Annotated in this window: 12 protein-coding genes; all 12 read right to left on the reverse strand. The window is 61.2% G+C overall.

The window, feature by feature from the left end:
- Positions 1-25 precede the first annotated feature (25 nt).
- Entirely contained in the window at positions 26-712 is a 687-nt protein-coding gene (locus tag GTU76_RS13125; protein ID WP_180698775.1) for a glycosyltransferase family 2 protein, read from the reverse strand.
- Entirely contained in the window at positions 709-1,308 is a 600-nt protein-coding gene (locus GTU76_RS13130; RefSeq protein WP_180698776.1) for an SAM-dependent methyltransferase, read from the reverse strand. The genes GTU76_RS13125 and GTU76_RS13130 overlap by 4 nt, the downstream gene beginning before the upstream one ends.
- Positions 1,305-2,063 carry a PIG-L deacetylase family protein gene (locus GTU76_RS13135; protein WP_180698777.1) on the reverse strand — a complete coding sequence of 253 codons (759 nt, stop codon included), beginning with the start codon at positions 2,061-2,063 and terminating at the stop codon, positions 1,305-1,307. Before GTU76_RS13135 ends, GTU76_RS13130 begins: the two co-directional genes overlap by 4 nt.
- Positions 2,060-3,058 (reverse strand): acyl-CoA dehydrogenase family protein, encoded by a 999-nt coding sequence (locus tag GTU76_RS13140; protein ID WP_180698778.1) that lies wholly within the window; start codon positions 3,056-3,058, stop codon positions 2,060-2,062. Before GTU76_RS13140 ends, GTU76_RS13135 begins: the two co-directional genes overlap by 4 nt.
- Position 3,059: 1 nt before the next feature.
- Positions 3,060-5,219 (reverse strand): glycogen debranching protein GlgX, encoded by a 2,160-nt coding sequence (gene glgX / locus GTU76_RS13145; RefSeq protein ID WP_175554234.1) that lies wholly within the window; start codon positions 5,217-5,219, stop codon positions 3,060-3,062.
- Between the two features lie 227 nt (positions 5,220-5,446).
- Positions 5,447-5,761 (reverse strand): DUF2934 domain-containing protein, encoded by a 315-nt coding sequence (locus GTU76_RS13150; RefSeq protein WP_175554235.1) that lies wholly within the window; start codon positions 5,759-5,761, stop codon positions 5,447-5,449.
- A 21-nt stretch (positions 5,762-5,782) separates the two neighbouring features.
- Complete coding sequence (locus GTU76_RS13155; protein WP_180698779.1) at positions 5,783-8,557, reverse strand: malto-oligosyltrehalose synthase; 2,775 nt, start codon at positions 8,555-8,557, stop codon at positions 5,783-5,785.
- On the reverse strand, positions 8,554-10,632 hold the full coding sequence (gene malQ, locus GTU76_RS13160; protein ID WP_180698780.1) for a 4-alpha-glucanotransferase: 2,079 nt from the start codon (positions 10,630-10,632) through the stop codon (positions 8,554-8,556). Before malQ ends, GTU76_RS13155 begins: the two co-directional genes overlap by 4 nt.
- Positions 10,629-12,431, reverse strand: a complete 1,803-nt coding sequence (treZ, locus tag GTU76_RS13165) for a malto-oligosyltrehalose trehalohydrolase (protein ID WP_180698781.1) — start codon at positions 12,429-12,431, stop codon at positions 10,629-10,631. Before treZ ends, malQ begins: the two co-directional genes overlap by 4 nt.
- A gap of 18 nt (positions 12,432-12,449) precedes the next feature.
- Positions 12,450-14,036, reverse strand: a complete 1,587-nt coding sequence (glgA, locus tag GTU76_RS13170) for a glycogen synthase GlgA (RefSeq protein ID WP_150792632.1) — start codon at positions 14,034-14,036, stop codon at positions 12,450-12,452.
- Positions 14,037-14,654: 618 nt separating this feature from the next.
- The gene (locus GTU76_RS13175) at positions 14,655-15,608 is read right to left on the reverse strand and encodes a D-2-hydroxyacid dehydrogenase family protein (RefSeq protein ID WP_180698782.1); all 954 of its coding nucleotides are present in this window, start codon (positions 15,606-15,608) and stop codon (positions 14,655-14,657) included.
- 13 nt (positions 15,609-15,621) lie between these two features.
- Positions 15,622-16,671, reverse strand: a complete 1,050-nt coding sequence (locus tag GTU76_RS13180; protein ID WP_180698783.1) for an alpha/beta fold hydrolase — start codon at positions 16,669-16,671, stop codon at positions 15,622-15,624.
- Positions 16,672-16,695: the final 24 nt, after the last annotated feature.

Raw genomic sequence — 16,695 nt, forward strand, 5'->3', positions numbered from 1 at the left:
TGCTCATGAAGCGAAGTTCGTCGCGTCACAGATCAATCTGATCCGCTTTTTTTTGCTCCATCTGTGCCAGATTTCGCAGATAGTCACCAAAGCCACCGCGCGCACGGCTGTCGAACCGCGCGCTGGTGAGTACTTGCGGGCGATGGCTCCAGGCGATGTTCGCACCGTCCAGCTCCAACTCGCGCACCAACTGTACATCTTCGTCGCACGCCAACGGTTTAAAGCCCCCGGCCCAGCGATAGGCATCGGCGCTGATGCCCAGATTGGCGCCGTGGATATGCCGATGGCCATCGCAGGCACGGTAATCCCGGTGATAGCGGATTTGCGCCGCTTCATCGAACGACTCGTGCCAGCGTTCGACCGTGACGGTACCGCATACCGCGTCGGCACCCAACCCCAGCTGTGCCACCAGCCAGTCATCGGCGACGCGGCTGTCGGCATCCGAACAGGAGATCCAGCGCGCGCCGCGTTCCAGCAACAGCTGTGCGCCGGCCGCCCGGGCCTGGCCGACATTGCGTGCATCGATATGCAGGCTCAGCACCGGATAGCGGCTGACAATCTGCGCCGAGCGGTCGGTGCAGCTGTCGAGCACCACCAACACTTCAACCTTTTCGCCAGCCAGCAAACCGTGGCGGCTGGCGCGTATGGCCGCGCTCAGGCAGTCGTCGAGCAAGTCTTCTTCGTTGTGCGCCGGGATCAGAATGCCGATCATCGCAAGCCCTCCAATGCCGCCACCGAGCGCGGTTCGCGGCTCCACACCTCAAGAATGAAGTCCGCTTCCTGATGGAGGACCAGCCGTGGCAGATGCAATTTTTCGTGGATCAGATCATGGACCTGCCGTGCATTCAGCGGGCAGCCATCGATGGGCGGACGCCAGTGGCAGGCGAGGAACTGGCCGTCGGCAGTCAGGCAATCACTGGCCCGACGGATCACGTCTGTCAGATCTTCGCCATCGAGGTAGTAGCCGATCTCGCTAAATACAATCAGGTCGAATTTTTCCTCCGGCCAGTCGCCGGGAAGACGGTTTTGCCGCACTTCGGCGTGATCGAACAGGCTCAAACGCGTGCGCGCCAAGGTCACCGCCGCACTGGCGGTGTCGCAGCACAGCAAGCGATCGCAACGGCCGGCGAGTTCGGCGCTCAACTCACCATTGGCACAGCCCGGCTCAAAGATGGCCCGATAGTGCGCACGTGGCAGAGCGGCGAGGGTGATCGCGCGTTTGCGCTGCTCGTACCAGCGATCGCGGAAGGCCCAAGGGTCATCGTTACCGGCAAACAGCCCATCGAAATAGCGATCCTCGACACTCATAGAAACACCACTTCGAAGGGTTGCAGCAGGCGATCGAGCACGTAGGGCGCCAGCACCGGGCCGAGTCCCGCGTCAGGATCGCCTTCCAGTTGACTGGCGAAGGCGTGCACCGCGTGACGCTTGCGTGCGACTTGCGCCGGCGTCAGAAGAATCTTGCGTGCGCGTTGCCACGGTACGAAGGCGTCTTCCGGGGTCGCCCAATGCCAGGTCCACACCGGCAGTTCATGGCAGGTTGCCCCGACACGGCGCGCAGCTTCGGCGCTGGCGCGACCGACGGCTTCGTGGTCGCAATGACCGTCCTCGCTCCACGTGGTGAACAGCACATCGTCGGGACGCAGATGACGCGCGATGAAATCGACCAGCTCAGCTTCCTGAGCCGCGACTTGGGTGTCGGTGAAACCGCCGCGCAGCCACTTCACGCGATGCATTGGCAGACCGAGGCGGCGCAGTGCTTCCGCCGACTCCTGCGGACGTACCACGCTCAATCGTTCCACCGGCCAGCGAGTGGAACCGGGGTGACTGGCGCTGCCGTCGGTCACCGACATCAATTGCAGAGGCCGGCCAGCAGCGGCGAGCAATTGCAGCAAACCACCACAACCGAGCACTTCGTCGTCCGGGTGTGGCGCCACTATCACCGCCCGCGCGCCCGGTGGCACCAGACTGAGGATGTCGATGCTGTCCAGCTCCGCCAGATGCCGCGAAGCCTGCCACTGATGCAGGCTGGTGCCCTGGCCGACAATCGGATTGGTTTTCATAGTGCCCATGCCTCCGTGGAGTGCCCGGCCACCAATTGCCCGAGCGCGGCCAGATCCCGTTCGGCATGGCTCTGGCGCAGGAACACCGGCAGATCGGCGCTGAGCCGGGCAAAATGCCGATCCTTGCAAAATGGCCCGGCGCCGAGCGCGCGACCGACCTCGCGCATCACCTGTTCGGCCGACTGTTCGACCACCGCGCGGGCACGACGTGCCAGCAGTTCGGCGTGATCCTCGGGATGTGCATCGATGTGCAAGGCGCTGAAACGCAGGACATCGGCGGCGGCCTGCAAGGCGCTGTCGACCGCGCCGAGATGGGCGAGCGCGTGGGGTTCCGGGCGTTGGCCACACTGGCTGCGCAAGGCTTCGGCGATTTGCCGCGCGGCGCCGTACCAGCACGCGGCAATGCCGATCCCGCCCTGCCAGAAACCCGGGCGTTGCAGATAGTCTCCGGGGTTGCCGATGGCTTGCGCTTCGGCGCCGTCGAACAGCACTTCGACGCTGCCGGTGGCAGCCATGCCCACCGCTTGCCAACCCTGCTCGGTGACGGTGACGCCCGGTTGATCGAGGGCGACGGCGACCAGTTGTTGCTGCTCGTCGCCATCCCACGCGGTGAGCAAGGCATGGCTGAGCACGGCGGCGCCGGAGCACCATGCCTTGCGTCCATGCAGTGCGACCATGTGCCCGGCCGGGCTGACCTTGACCCGCGCCTGCGGCGGTTCCGCAGCCCACATGCCCCACGTACTGCCCGGTGTCGGCGAGCCGCCCAATTGCTCGATGATCGCCAGTGCGTCGGTATGACCTTCGAACAATTTGCACAAACCCAGATCATGTCCGCCGACCTCGGCCAGCCGCTGAAAGCGTTCCAGGGTGTGACCGCTGCCCGGTAACGGCAACCGATCCAGCCCGGCCTCGACCAGCGCCCGCAGGCAATCGCCGAGGGCTACGGTGTGCGGATAATCCGCCGGACGCCGGGCGAGATAATTGTGCAGATCCATATCAATCTTCTTCATCACGTTGCAGTTCGAACAGCAGCAACGAGCGCCCGGTAACCGAGTATTCGTGGCCGAAATCGAAGCGTTCCTGGCCACGGATCGACGGCTGATTGGTGTCGATCATGCATGTCCAGAAGCTGCCTTCCGGCACTTCCGGCAAAGTGAAGTTGACGATGTCGTGATGGGCGTTGACCACCAGCAGCAGCGTCGCATCCGCACCTTTGCGGCGAATTCCGGTTTCCTGCGCGCGGCCGTCGAGCAACATGCCCAGGCAGCGGTTGTGCGCGTCATGCCAGTGTTCGGTGGTCATCTCGGTGGCGTCCGGTGCCAGCCAGGTGACGTCCTTGACGCCGATGTCCTCGTTGTACTCGCCGACCAGGAAGCGCCCCCGGCGCAGGATCGGATAGGCCAGACGCAACTTGATCAGGCGTTTGACGAATTTGAGCAGTGCCTTGCCGTCCTCGCTCAGGTCCCAGTTGACCCAACCGATCTCACTGTCCTGGCAGTAGGCGTTGTTGTTGCCGTCCTGAGTGCGGGCAAATTCGTCACCGGCAACGATCATCGGCGTGCCCTGGGAAAGCAGCAGCGTGGCGAAGAAATTGCGCATCTGCCGATGGCGCAGGGCGTTGATCTCGGGATCGTCAGTCGGGCCTTCGACTCCGTGGTTCCACGACAGGTTGTTGTTGCTGCCGTCCTGGTTGTTCTCGTCGTTGGCTTCGTTGTGTTTGTCGTTGTACGACACGAGGTCGTTGAGGGTGAAACCGTCATGAGCAGTGATGAAATTCACCGAAGAATACGGCCGCCGTCCACGCTGGTTGAACATCTCGCCCGAGGCGGTCATGCGACTGGCGAAATCGGCAACCTGACCGTCGTCACCTTTCCAGAAGGCGCGCACGGTGTCGCGGAACTTGTCGTTCCACTCGACCCAGCCCGGCGGGAAGTTGCCGACCTGGTAGCCACCGGGGCCGCAGTCCCACGGCTCGGCGATCATTTTCACCTGACGCAGCACCGGGTCCTGACGGCAGGCGACGAGGAAGCTGTGACGTTCGTCGAAACCGTCGTGATAACGGCCGAGAATGGTCGCCAGGTCGAAGCGGAAGCCGTCGACGTGCATTTCGCTGGCCCAGTAGCGCAACGAGTCGGTGACCATCTGCAGCACGCACGGGTGGCTCAGATCGAGGGTGTTGCCGGTGCCGGAATCGTTGATGTAGAAGCGCTTGTCGTCGGGCATCAAGCGGTAGTACGAGGCGTTGTCGATGCCGCGCATCGACAGGGTCGGGCCTTGCTCGTTGCCCTCGGCGGTGTGGTTATAGACCACGTCGAGAATCACTTCGAGATTGGCTTCGTGCAAGTGCGCAACCATCTCCTTGAACTCGGCGATTTTGCCGCTGGCCAGATAGCGCGGGTCCGGGGCGAAGAAGGCGATGCTGTTGTAGCCCCAGTAATTGGTCATGCCTTTGTGCAGCAGATGCTGGTCGTTGACGAAGGCGTGAATCGGCAGCAACTCGACAGTGGACACGCCGAGCTTGCGAATGTGTTCAAGCACATCGTCAACCATCAGCCCGGCGAAAGTGCCGCGTACGTTCTCCGGCACCGAGGGGTGACGCATGCTGATGCCGCGTACGTGGGTTTCATAAATGATGGTTTTGTCCCACGGCACGCTGACGCGGTGATCGTTGCCCCAGGTGTGCGCCGGGTCGATGACTTTGCACTTGGGCACAAACGGTGCGCTGTCGCGTTCGTCGAAACTGAGGTCGGCATCGGGATGGCCGATGGTGTAGCCGAACAGCGCTTCCGACCATTTCAATTCGCCCACTAATTGCTTGGCGTACGGGTCGATAAGTAATTTGTTGTGGTTGAAACGGTGACCGTTGGCCGGATCGTACGGGCCGTAAACGCGGTAGCCGTAAATCAGTCCGGGATGCGCATCGGGTAGATAGCCATGGTAGATCTCGTCGGTGTATTCCGGCAGTTCGATGCGTTCCAGCTCGACTTCGCCGGTATCGTCGAAGATGCACAGTTCGACCTTGGTGGCGTTGGCGGAGAACAGGGCAAAGTTCACCCCCAGCCCATCCCAGGTCGCACCGAGCGGGAAGGGCAGGCCTTCGCGGATTCTGGATGGCTCGGCGTGCGCGGTGGGTTCGGCTTTCTTTGGACGGGTCATGATTGCTCCTGCAAAAATCGGGATGGTTCAGTTGACACTGATCCCCTGTGGGAGCGAGCTTGCTCGCGAAGGCGGAGTGTCAGTCGACTTCAATGTTGAATGGCAGATCGCATTCGCGAGCAAGCTCGCTCCCACAAGGGATTTGTGTATTTCTTCAGGGCGAGTCAGCCCATGGTGGCGAGCGAACCCGCCACACGTTCATTCAGTTCAATAATCCGGTTAGAGCGTCAGATCGCCGAAGGCTTCTTCGGCGCTCGAGGCTTTTTCTCAGCGGGTTTTTCGCCCGGGGGAATCACTTTTGCAGCGCTGGCCGGTTTGGCCTTGGCCGCAGGTTTCGGTTTGGCGACCGGAGCTTTGGGCTCGGCGGTTTTGCCCGCGGCTTTGCTACCAGCGGCTTTTGGTGGTTTCTTCGGTGCAAGCGCTTCGGCTTCAGCGAGCTTGCGCGCCATCTCCCAATGGCGCGCCTCCTGACCATCAGGTTGGCCTTCCGATTCCCAGATTTGATAGGCGAATTCGCGGATGCGTTTATCGTCGGTACTCATCGCAATGCTCCTGAACTGAACTCATGCTTGTGTTAAGTGTTGGATAAAGAGATTGACCGGGACATCCCCCAGCGCGTCGCTGATATTCAGCTCCCTGTTTTTTGTGACTGCGCTGCTTGAAAAAAGTCCCTTCAGGTTTGTGTCAGAGGCGGCGAACGGTAGAACCACCCGCGTATCGCCCCAGCGCAGCGCATCGACCTGGGGTACAGCACCGTTTTCCAGCAGGGTTGCACAACGGATCGGCACGATCACGATCGCCTGTATTCCCTCGTGTTCGCGGGCAAATGCGAGCACGTTGTGCGCCTGACTGCCGAGCACTTCCAACGGCTGGTAGTCACCACGCCGGAACAGCTCGGCATGCTCGACGCGCAGGTTCAACACTTGCGCAATCAAGGCTTGCTTGATGCGCCCGTCACGCCAATTCGCCAACAGTTCCACAGGTGGCAATGGCGCCTCCAGTGCGTGCTCGCGAGCGGCGTAATCCACCGGCCGGCGGTTGTCCGGATCAACCAGGCTGAAGTCCCAGAACTCATTGCCCTGATACAGATCCGGCACCCCCGGCACGGTCATGCGCAGCAAGGTTTGCGCCAAGCCGTTGAGGGCGCCGGCAGCGGCGATGCTGTTGACGGTCTTGCTCAACGCCGCGCGCAGCAGTTCGCCTTCCTCACCGGTGAGGAGTTTTTCGGTGAATGCCTGTGCGGCGTTTTCATAGGCTTCGTTCGGCGCGCTCCAGCTGCTTTGCAGCTTGGCTTCGCGCAGGGCTTTCTGCTGCCATTGCCAGATACGTTTGGCGTAGTCGGCGAACCCGGCCTGATCGTCATCGCGCAGTTGCAGCGGCCAACTGCCGAGCAAGGCTTGATAGAGGATCAGTTCATCGCCGCTCGACGGCATCTGCTCGTCAACCCGAACGGGACGGGCGAGGGCGCGCCACAACTCGATCTGCTCGGCATACCAATGGCTGCGCTCGCTGAGCACAGCCAGACGTGCGCGAGTGTCTTCGCCACGTTTGTGATCGTGGGTGGCGGTGGCCAGCAAGTTGTCGGGGAAGTCGTTCAGCCGTTGCAGATTGACTGCATGAAAGTCGCTGACCGGGGCACTGAATTGCTCGGTGTTGTAGCCGACGTCATTGCGTGACAGCAGCACCGCCGAGCGATACAGCGCGGTGTCTTCCACGGCTTTGGCCGCTGCCGGTGAAGTCAGTTGCTGAAAGCGTACGCAGGCATGCTTGAGAATCTTGCGTGAGCGCCCGCGCGGTTTTTGCCGCCATGGGGTCCCGCCCAGCCAACCGGCCACGCAGTCGAGCACCGGCCAGTCGGCTTCGCTCAGAGTCTGCCGGGCACCGTCCATGGCCTGCTGGAAAAATGCTTCGTCCTGCGCCGAGCGGCCCATGGCGCTGATGTAAGTGCGGTACACCGGGAAATGCACGATCAACGCCTGCAACACCCGGCGGATCGCGCCAAGGGTCAGGTCGCGGGTCATCAGGTCATCACGGGCGACTTGCAACAGGGCCTGGGCGACGCTCTCGCAATCACTGGCCAGGGAGCCGTTGAGAATCTGCTGACGCGCCAGTTGCGCTTCTTCGATGAATGCGGCCGGGCGTTCGGTGCGCCGTTGCCAGAGGTCGCCGAGCACGTATTCGCCGTCCGGGTCGTGTTGCAGCAGCGATAGTTGATTCATGAACTCGTAACCGGTGGTGCCATCCACCGTCCAGTCGCGGCGCGGGGTTTCACCAGCGCCGAGGATCTTCTCGACGTAGATTGGCAAGTGCCTGCCCGGTGCCAGCAGATCAACCCGGCGGCGCAGTTTGCGGCAGTAACCGCGCGGGTCGGCGAGGCCATCGATGTGGTCGATGCGCAAACCATCGACCAGCCCTTCGGCAATCAACTGGAAGATCTTGCCGTGGGTGGCTTCGAACACTGCCGGGCGCTCGACGCGTAGCCCGCCAAGTTCGTTGATGTCGAAAAAGCGCCGCCAGTTGATGTCATCTGCTGCCGTGCGCCAACTGGCGAGGCGATAGCTTTGGCGCTCGAGCAACTGATGCAGCGCCTGGAAGCCTGCTTCGGTCGTTGAGTCGAAATGCTCAAGGTTGCTTTGAATCGCTTCAAGCGTCTGCGGATCGTTCGCCAGTTCGCGCAGCTCTTCCTTCAGTGGCATCGCCAGCGAATGTGCATCGGTCTGATAACTGAGCGTGTTGAACCGGTCAGCGAGGGATTTCAGCGTCTCTTGGTGTTTGAGGATCTCACCGTAGTCACTCGGGCAGATCGGGAAGTGATGGTCGTAATGTTCGACGTAAAAGCTGCCGGTCTGCGCGTTGAACTGCAAATTCAGCGTGCCTTCCTGCAAGGCCACGCCGTAATCGCTGCCGAGAAACGGCAGCAGCAACTGGCCCTCCATCAACGGGTCGGGCGAATGCCACTGAATGTCGAAGAACTCGCCGTAAGGGCTGAGCCGACCCCATTCCAGCAAGTCGAGCCACCACGGGTTGTCGTTGCCACCGACGGCCATGTGGTTGGAGACGATGTCGAGGATCAACCCCATGTTGTGTTCACGCAGGGTGCTGACCAGGCGCCTTAACGCTGGCTCGCCACCGAGTTCCGGGTTGACCCGGGTCGGGTCGACCACGTCGTAACCGTGCATCGAGCCGGCCCGCGCGGCGAGTAGCGGCGAGGCATAAATGTGGCTGATGCCAAGACTGGCAAAGTACGGCACCAGCGGCACCGCTTGTTCCAGAGTGAAGCCTTTATGAAATTGCAGGCGCAAGGTCGCGCGCAGAGGCTGAATGAGCGTTTGATTCATTGGTCACGCTCGGCAGCCTGAAGACGCGCACAGGCGAGCAGTTCCAGACGTCGCGCGGCGTCAGCGTCATCGAGCAGTGCTTCACTGGTGCCGGGCAAACGTCGTGACCAGTTCGGATGGGCGTCGATGGTGCCCGGAAAATTGGCTTGCTCGTTGATGCCCAACGCATCCTCCAGCGGTAACAGCACCAGTGGTGCGCGGGTGTGGCCGAGAAAACGCACAGCGGCATCGACCACTTGATCTGCCTCGTGGGATTCCTCGCGAAAATTCTGCGGGTCCTGACTCAAGGCGTTGCGCAAGCCTTCGCGCTCACGTTGTCGGTGGTGCCGCCATTCGATTTCACCGTTGGCATCGACAAAACCCAGGCGTGCATTCCAGTCGATGTCGCGGCCATGCCACCAGCCGTTGAGTGTCGGCAGGTCGTGGGTGCTGGTGGTCGCCAGCGCGTTGTCCGGCCAGTCGAGTATCGGTTTGAAATAAGTGTTGTCCTGTTCAAACAACAGTACGCGCATGCCGAGCATCCCCCGCGCGCTGAGTTTTTCGCGCAAGCCGTCGGGCACGGTGCCGAGGTCTTCGCCGAGGACGATGGCCTGATGACGATGGGATTCAAGGGTCAACAATCGCAGCAGATCGTCCACTGGGTAATACAGGTACGCGCCATCGGCCGGCGCCGCGCCGTTGGGGATCACCCACAAGCGTTGCAGGCCCATCACGTGGTCGATGCGCAAGCCGCCGGCATGGGCGAAATTGGCCCGCAACATGTCGATGAAGGCGCGAAAGCCGTTGCGGATCAGGCCTTCCGGAGAGAAGGCGGAAATCCCCCAGCCCTGACCGGAACGATTGAGAATGTCCGGCGGCGCGCCGACGGTGAGCGAGGCGAGCAACTCATCCTGAAAGCTCCAGGCCTGACTGCCGGCGCCATCGGCCCCGACGGCGAGGTCGGCGATCAGGCCGATGCCCATGCCAGCGCTGCGGGCGGCGGTTTGCGCACGTTCTAGGCAACGGTGGATCAGCCATTGGCAAAAAGCGAAATAGCCGATGCGTTCGGCGTACTCTTCGGCAAAGGCTTCGAGCGCCGCGCCGCGTGGGTCGTGCCAGTGCTCCGGCCATTGCCGCCAGTCAAGGTTTTCGCCACGGGCGGCGCGCATTTCCTGAATCGCTTCGAAACGGCAGTGGTTTTCCAGCGCTTCGCCACCAGCGTGGCGGAAACTGGCGAAGTCCGGGTGCAGCGGATGCTCACCGGCGATGAAACCTTCGTACAAGGCTTGCAAGAGTTTCTGCTTGGCGTCGGCGGCACTCGGCCAGTCGATCAGTGTCAGGTCTTCCAGTTGCGCGAACTGCTCGGCCAGGCCGGCCGCGTCGATCGCATCACGCAAGGCGCGCTCACCGAGAATGGCCCCGGGTGCTGCGTAAAGAGAATTGAGGAACAACCGACTGGATGGCGAATATGGGCTGTAGCGCCCGGTGTCGGCGCTGAACATGGCGTGCAGCGGGCTGATCGCCAAGGCATCGGCGCCGCGTTCACCGGCCACGCGGACCAAGTCTTCCAGCGCTTGAGTGTCGCCGAAGCCGCCGTCGCCTGCGCGGCGCAGCGAATACAACTGCGCACTCAGGCCCCAGACGCGTGGAATCGGATTATCCACCGCATCGCCGACGCTGAAGCAGCGCTCCGGCGCCACGGCCAAGGTGAAATACTGATCACTGATGTGCACCTGTTGATAGCCGACCGGGATCAGCCCCGGCAATATCGCTTCGGAATCGAGTCTCAGGTTCAGCCGCGAGCCGTCTTCAAGGTGGATTTCGCAAGGCGTTTGCGGTGCGAAGTACCGCGCCAGATCCACGCCGACACCGACATCGGCGGTCAACAGCGGCGGCAGGTGGCGGTCTTGTTGAACGGCTTGCAGTTCCAACAGGCTGGCGTCGATTTCCTGCGCGGTGCTGGCGGGGTGGCCGAGCCCGATCAGGACATTGCGCAGCACCGCCGGGGCGACTTTTTGCGGGCGGCCGTTGGCGTCGATCCAGTCGACGGCGAGGCCGGCGCGGCTTGCGAGAATTTCCAGTTGCGCATCGCTCATAGGCGCTCTCCATTCAGAGGTTGCAAAGGGGTTGCGGCCGTGAGGCTGACAAGCGCGCAATACGCGGGCAGTACGCCCGATTCCGATAGATCGACGGCGGATGGCTGTTGAAACAACCACACGGCCTCGGTCTGTGGAGGGTTGACCACTGGCGTGTCGCTGAGGTTCAGGTCAATTCGCAGCTCGCTGCCATTGCCCAAACGCCAGCGCGCACTGACCGCGCCATAACCGAGCATATGGGCGCCGAGCGCTTGCGTGCCGGACAGATGGGGAATGATGTATTGATGGCGAAATTGCAGGAGCTTTTGGTAGAGCGCGAGGGTTTCCTGCTGTTTTTCGCTGCCATGGCCGATCAACCTTGGCTGTGAGGCGTGGAAGGTTTTTTCAGCATTCGGGTCAGGAATCTGCTCGCGCTTGTGCGGATCGGTGAAGGCGCTGAACGCGGCGAATTCATTGCGTCGTCCTTCACGCACCAGTTTCGCCAGTTCGCCGTGGTGACTGGTGAAAAACAGGAACGGCTGCTCGGCGGCGAACTCATCGCCCATGAACATCAACGGAATCATCGGTGACAGCAGCAACAACACGGTCGCTGCCTGCACGGCTCGCGGATCGGCCAGATGATGCAGGCGCTCGCCGAACGCACGGTTGCCAATCTGATCGTGGTTTTGCAGGAACAGCACGAACGCTGTGGACGGCAGGTGTTCGCTGGACTCGCCGCGAGGTTCGCCGTGGCGAGTGATGTGGCCCTGGAAGACAAACCCCTGACTGAGGCAGCGCACCAGCTGTTCGGTGGGTTGTGCGGCGTAGTCGGCGTAATAGGCATCGGTTTCGCCGGTCAGCAACACGTGCAGGGCGTTATGGCCGTCGTCGTTCCATTGCGCGTCGTAGTCGTATTCGAGCAGGCTCGACTGGTTGAGTTCGTTTTCCACGGTCAGCCAGACGTGCCGACTCGGGTCGATCTGCGCGCGGATGCGCTGGGCCATTACTGTGAGGAAGTCCGGGTCCTCGATGGCATGCACCGCGTCCAGACGCAGACCGTCGAAGCGGTACTCAAGCAACCACATCAGGGCGTTTTCGATGAAAAACTCGCGCACTTCGTCGCGGCGGAAATCGATCGCTGCGCCCCACGGTGTGTGTTTGTCCTCGCGGAAAAAGCCTTTCGCGTAACGATGCAGATAATTGCCGTCGGGGCCGAAGTGGTTGTAGACCACATCAAGAATGACGGCCAAGCCGTGGCCGTGGGCGCTGTCGATCAGGTGTTTGAGTTGTTCCGGCGTGCCGTAAGAGGCGTGCGGGGCGTAGGGCAAGACACCGTCGTAGCCCCAATTGCGTTCGCCGGGAAACTGCGCCAGCGGCATCAGTTCGATGGCGGTGATGCCCAGGCCCGCAAGGCGCGCCAGATGTTGTTCGACTTCAGCGAAGCCACCGAGCGCACCGACGTGCAACTCGTAGATGACTGCTTCGCTCCACGGCCGACCGAGCCAGGCAGTGTAGCGCCATTGATAGGCCAGCGGATCGACCACCACGCTGTGGCGGTCAAGGTCGCCATCCTGTGCCCTGGCGGCCGGGTCGGGCACCTCCAGTTCGCCGTCGATGTTGTAGCGGTAACGCGTGCCCGCCGGACAGCGGGCCTTGATCACAAACCAGCCGTCTGCCTGAGACAGCATCGGCAACGACTGGCCGTTTTCAAGTTCGACACTGACGTAAAACGCATCTGGCGCCCATAGCGCAAATTGCGTGTGTTCGGCGTCCAGCATGATCGCGCCGTGGGGCCAGGTTTCAGTAGACCGTAACGGCATCGTGGTGAACCTCCCTGGTTATTTGTGGTGAGCTTTACCCAGCGCCTTGGCGACCAGTTGTTCGTAGAGTTCGGCATACGGTTCAACCGCTTTGCACCAGTTGAACGGTGCGGCCATTGCCCGGCAACGCATGGCATTAAGCAGCTCGGGGAAGGCGAACACCTTGAACGCGCGGCTCAGGGCCTCTTGATAGCTTTCAGCGGTGGACTCATCGAAGAGGAAACCGGTGACACCGTTTTCTATGGTGTCGGCCAAACCGCCGGTATTGCGCGCCACTGGTAGCGAACCAAAGCGCTGGGCGTACATCTGGCTTAAACCGCAAGGCTCGTAACGCGATGGCATCAGCAGGAAGTCGCTGCCGGCGAACATGCGCCGGGCGTCGGTTTCGTTGAAGCCGATGCGCACGCCGATCTGTCCTGGAAAACGCAGCGCCAGTTCGCGCATGGCTTGTTCTTCTTCCGGTTCACCGCGACCGATGATGGCGATCTGGCCACCGTTCTGCACGATGTACTCGGATACCGCGATCGTCAGGTCGAGACCTTTCTGATAGACCAGTCGCGACACCACGGCGAACAGCGGGCCTTCTGAGTCATTCAATTCAAATAGCTCACGCACGTGCGCGGCGTTGACCGCTTTGCCTTCCCAATCACCAATGGCGAACGGTGCGAACAGATGCGGATCGGTGGCAGCGTCCCAACTTTCATCGATGCCGTTGGGGATGCCGCTGAGCAAACCTTGCTGGGTCTTGGCGGCGAGAAAACCGTCGAGGCCGCAGCCGAAATCCGGGGTGGTGATTTCCTGCGCGTAAGTGGCGCTGACCGTGGTGATGTGACTCGAATAGGCCATGCCGGCCTTGAGGAACGACATCTTGCCGTAGAACTCCATGCCTTCCTGTTGCAGGGCATGGTTGGGAATGCCCAGCTCAGGGCAGGAGCCGAGGCTGGTCACGCCTTGATAGGCGAGGTTGTGAATGGTGAACAGGGTGGGCGTACGCTGCCCGCGCCAGTGCATATAGGCAGGGGCGAGGCCGGCTGGCCAGTCATGGGCGTGCACCAGATCCGGGCACCAGTGAATTTGCGCGAGGTTGGCGGCGATATCAGCAGCGGCCAGACCTAAACGTGCGAAACGAATGTGGTTGTCGGGCCAGTCACGGCCGTTGTTGGCGCCGTAGGGCGAGCCTTCGCGCTCGTAGAGTTCGGGGCAGATCAACACGTAGATCACCAGCCCGTCCGGCATGTCCATACGGCCGATCTTGCACGGTGGCAGCGCTGCATGGCCGCCAAGTTCGCCGATGATGTGGATCGGATTTTCGCTGTGCATCACCTGCGGGTAACCGGGGATCAACACACGCACGTCGTGCAGATGAGCCATGGCCCGGGGCAGGGCGGCGGAGACATCACCCAGGCCACCGGTCTTGACCAGGTCGGCAATTTCCGAGGTCACAAACAACACTTTTTTCTTGTTGGGGTTCTGGCTCGCTACCGGAGTCAGCGTTTTGGTGCCGGGGACGTTGATCTGTCGGCTGCCAGGAACACTGATGGTGCTCGATTCACCAACCGCCTGCTGAGCACGCTCTCCCTGAATATCCAATGCCGCACTGATCATATGAATCTCCCGTCTCGTTGATCTGATTCTTGTCTTGAACAAGCGATGTCCATGGCCAAGTCCTGTGGCCGGGCGCAAACGCGCCACGCATCGGTGAGCAAACGCTACCCAACACGCGCAAGCAGAATGGGTGAACGGGCCATTGCAAGGATTGCACCAGTCGCTTTGGCCCTGCCTTTCAGATGACCCGTCGCGCAGAGCAAAAGTTTCGACTTTTTTTCCGGACTGTGACCGACCGGTCGAGCCCTGCGAAAATCAGTCTAGGCCAGATCCTAGAGCGGGCCAGAGCAAATGGGTAAATTGTTCGACAATCGGTTGGCAGGCAGCGAAAACCTTGCTTTTGAGGGGCAAACGCACCGACGAAGTGCAGGTTTTTCTGCGGGGGAGGGCCAAAACGGTGACTGGTCGGTCACGATTTTGTGCTAGCGAGAAGGGCGGTTGCACTGTTGTGGTGCGGGCAGTTTGTTGCTGGGGAGGCAGTGACTGCCCCTTCGCGAGCAAGCTCGCTCCCACAGGGATCTTCAGTGATCAGAAAATTTGTTTCCGGCACAGATCCAATGTGGGAGCGAGCTTGCTCGCGAAGGCGATGGTCGCTACACCACTGTATTCATGAAGTTCTCAGTTCAACAGACGAATCGGACTACCCGCCGCCCAAGCCTGAATATCCTCGATCATCTGCGCAAAGAACTGCTCATAATTCTGCCGACTGACATACCCCACATGCGGCGTCGCCAACACATTGTCCAATGTGCGAAACGGGTGCATGTCTGGCAGCGGTTCCTCCTCGAACACGTCCAGCGCCGCCCCGGCAATGTGCTGTTTCTGCAACGCCTTGATCAGTGCCGCTTCATCGACAATCGGCCCGCGCGCGGTGTTGACCAGCAGTGCCGTTGGTTTCATCCAGCCCAGCGCCTGCGCATCGACCAGACCGCGACTGCGCTCGCTGAGCACCAGATGCACCGACAACACGTCGGCCTGCTCAAACAATGCCTGTTTGCTGACGTACGTAACGCCAACCTGCTGCGCCCGTTCGGCGGTGAGGTTTTCGCTCCAGGCGATCACTTTCATGCCAAACACCTGGCCAAACTGTGCGACACGCTGGCCGATGCTGCCCAGACCGAGAATCCCGAGGGTCTTGCCGTGCAGGTCGCCGCCCAGCCCTTGCTGCCAATGGCCGGCGCGCAAGGAATTAGCTTCATTCACAAGATTTCGTGTCGCCGCCATGATCAGCGCCCAGGTCAATTCCGGCGCGGCATGCTTGTAACTGTCAGTGCCGCAGACCTTGATGCCCAGTTTTGCCGCTGCCTGCATGTCCAGCGCGGCGTTGCGCATGCCTCCGGTAACCAGCAGTTTCAGATTGGGCAGGCGCTTGAGCAGGTCTTCATCGAAACGCGTGCGTTCGCGCATCACACAAATCACCTGATAGCGGCCCAGGCGCTCGGCCAGTGTGGCGTTGTTGGCCGGGTAATCATGTTCGAACGTCACTTCACCGAGGCTATCGAGCACCGACCAGTCAACCACATCGCGGGCTACGTCCTGCCAGTCATCGATCACTGCAATCTGCACCGCCATCAGCCTTACCTCATCAACGAACCGGATTGGATGTATTCAGCCAGTCGAGCAGAGCTTTGTGGAACTGCGCCGGTTCTTCCATTTGCGGCGCGTGGCCCATGCCGGGAAACTCCACCAGCGTCGACTGCGGGATCAGCTTGGCCACTTGTTTGCCGAGCACTTCATAGTGGCCGATTTTCGCTTTCACTTCAGGTGGCGCGAGGTCCTTGCCGATGGCCGTAGTGTCGGATGTGCCGATCAGCAGGAGGGTCGGCATCTTCAGGTCCTTGAACTCGTAGTACACCGGCTGAGTGAAAATCATGTCGTAGATCAGCGCCGAGTTCCACGCGACTTGGGTCTTGCCCGGCCCCTTGCTCAGGCCGGCGAGCATATCTACCCAACGGTCGAATTCCGGTTTCCAGCGGCCATCGTAGTAGGTGGTGCGCTCGTATTCACGAATGCCTTGGGCGCTGACCTTGAGTTCACGTTGATACCACTGATCCACCGTGCGATAGGGCACACCAAGGGCTTTCCAGTCTTCCAGACCGATCGGGTTGACCAGTGCCAATTGTTCGACCTGTTCAGGGAACAACAAGGCATAACGGGTGGCGAGCATGCCGCCGGTGGAGTGGCCGAGCAACGTGGATTTCTGAATGCCCAGTGCTTTGAGCAACTGCTGAGTGTTGGTCGCCAGTTGCTGAAAGCTGTACTGATAGTTGTCAGGTTTGCTGGAGGTGCAGAAGCCGATCTGATCCGGCGCGATCACCCGGTAACCGGACTCGCTCAAGGCCTTGATCGAACTGTCCCAAGTGGCTGCGCAAAAATTCTTGCCGTGCATCAGCACCACGGTGCGGCCGTTGGCCTTGCCGTGGGCGGCAACGTCCATGTAACCCATCTGCAGGGATTTGCCCTGAGACTGAAACGCAAAGTGCTTGAGCGTGTAGGGGTACTCGAAACCTTGCAGTTCCGGGCCGTAGGCCGGGCCTTCCGGCGCGGCTTCGCCTGTCGTGGCAGCCTGAGCTGACAGGGGCAGGGCGGCGCAGAGGAGCAGGGATGGGAGCCAACGGGAAAACGTGACAGACATAAGGTCAAACTCCGTTTGAAATCG

This window comes from Pseudomonas crudilactis, assembly GCF_013433315.1.
GTDB lineage: Bacteria > Pseudomonadota > Gammaproteobacteria > Pseudomonadales > Pseudomonadaceae > Aquipseudomonas > Aquipseudomonas crudilactis.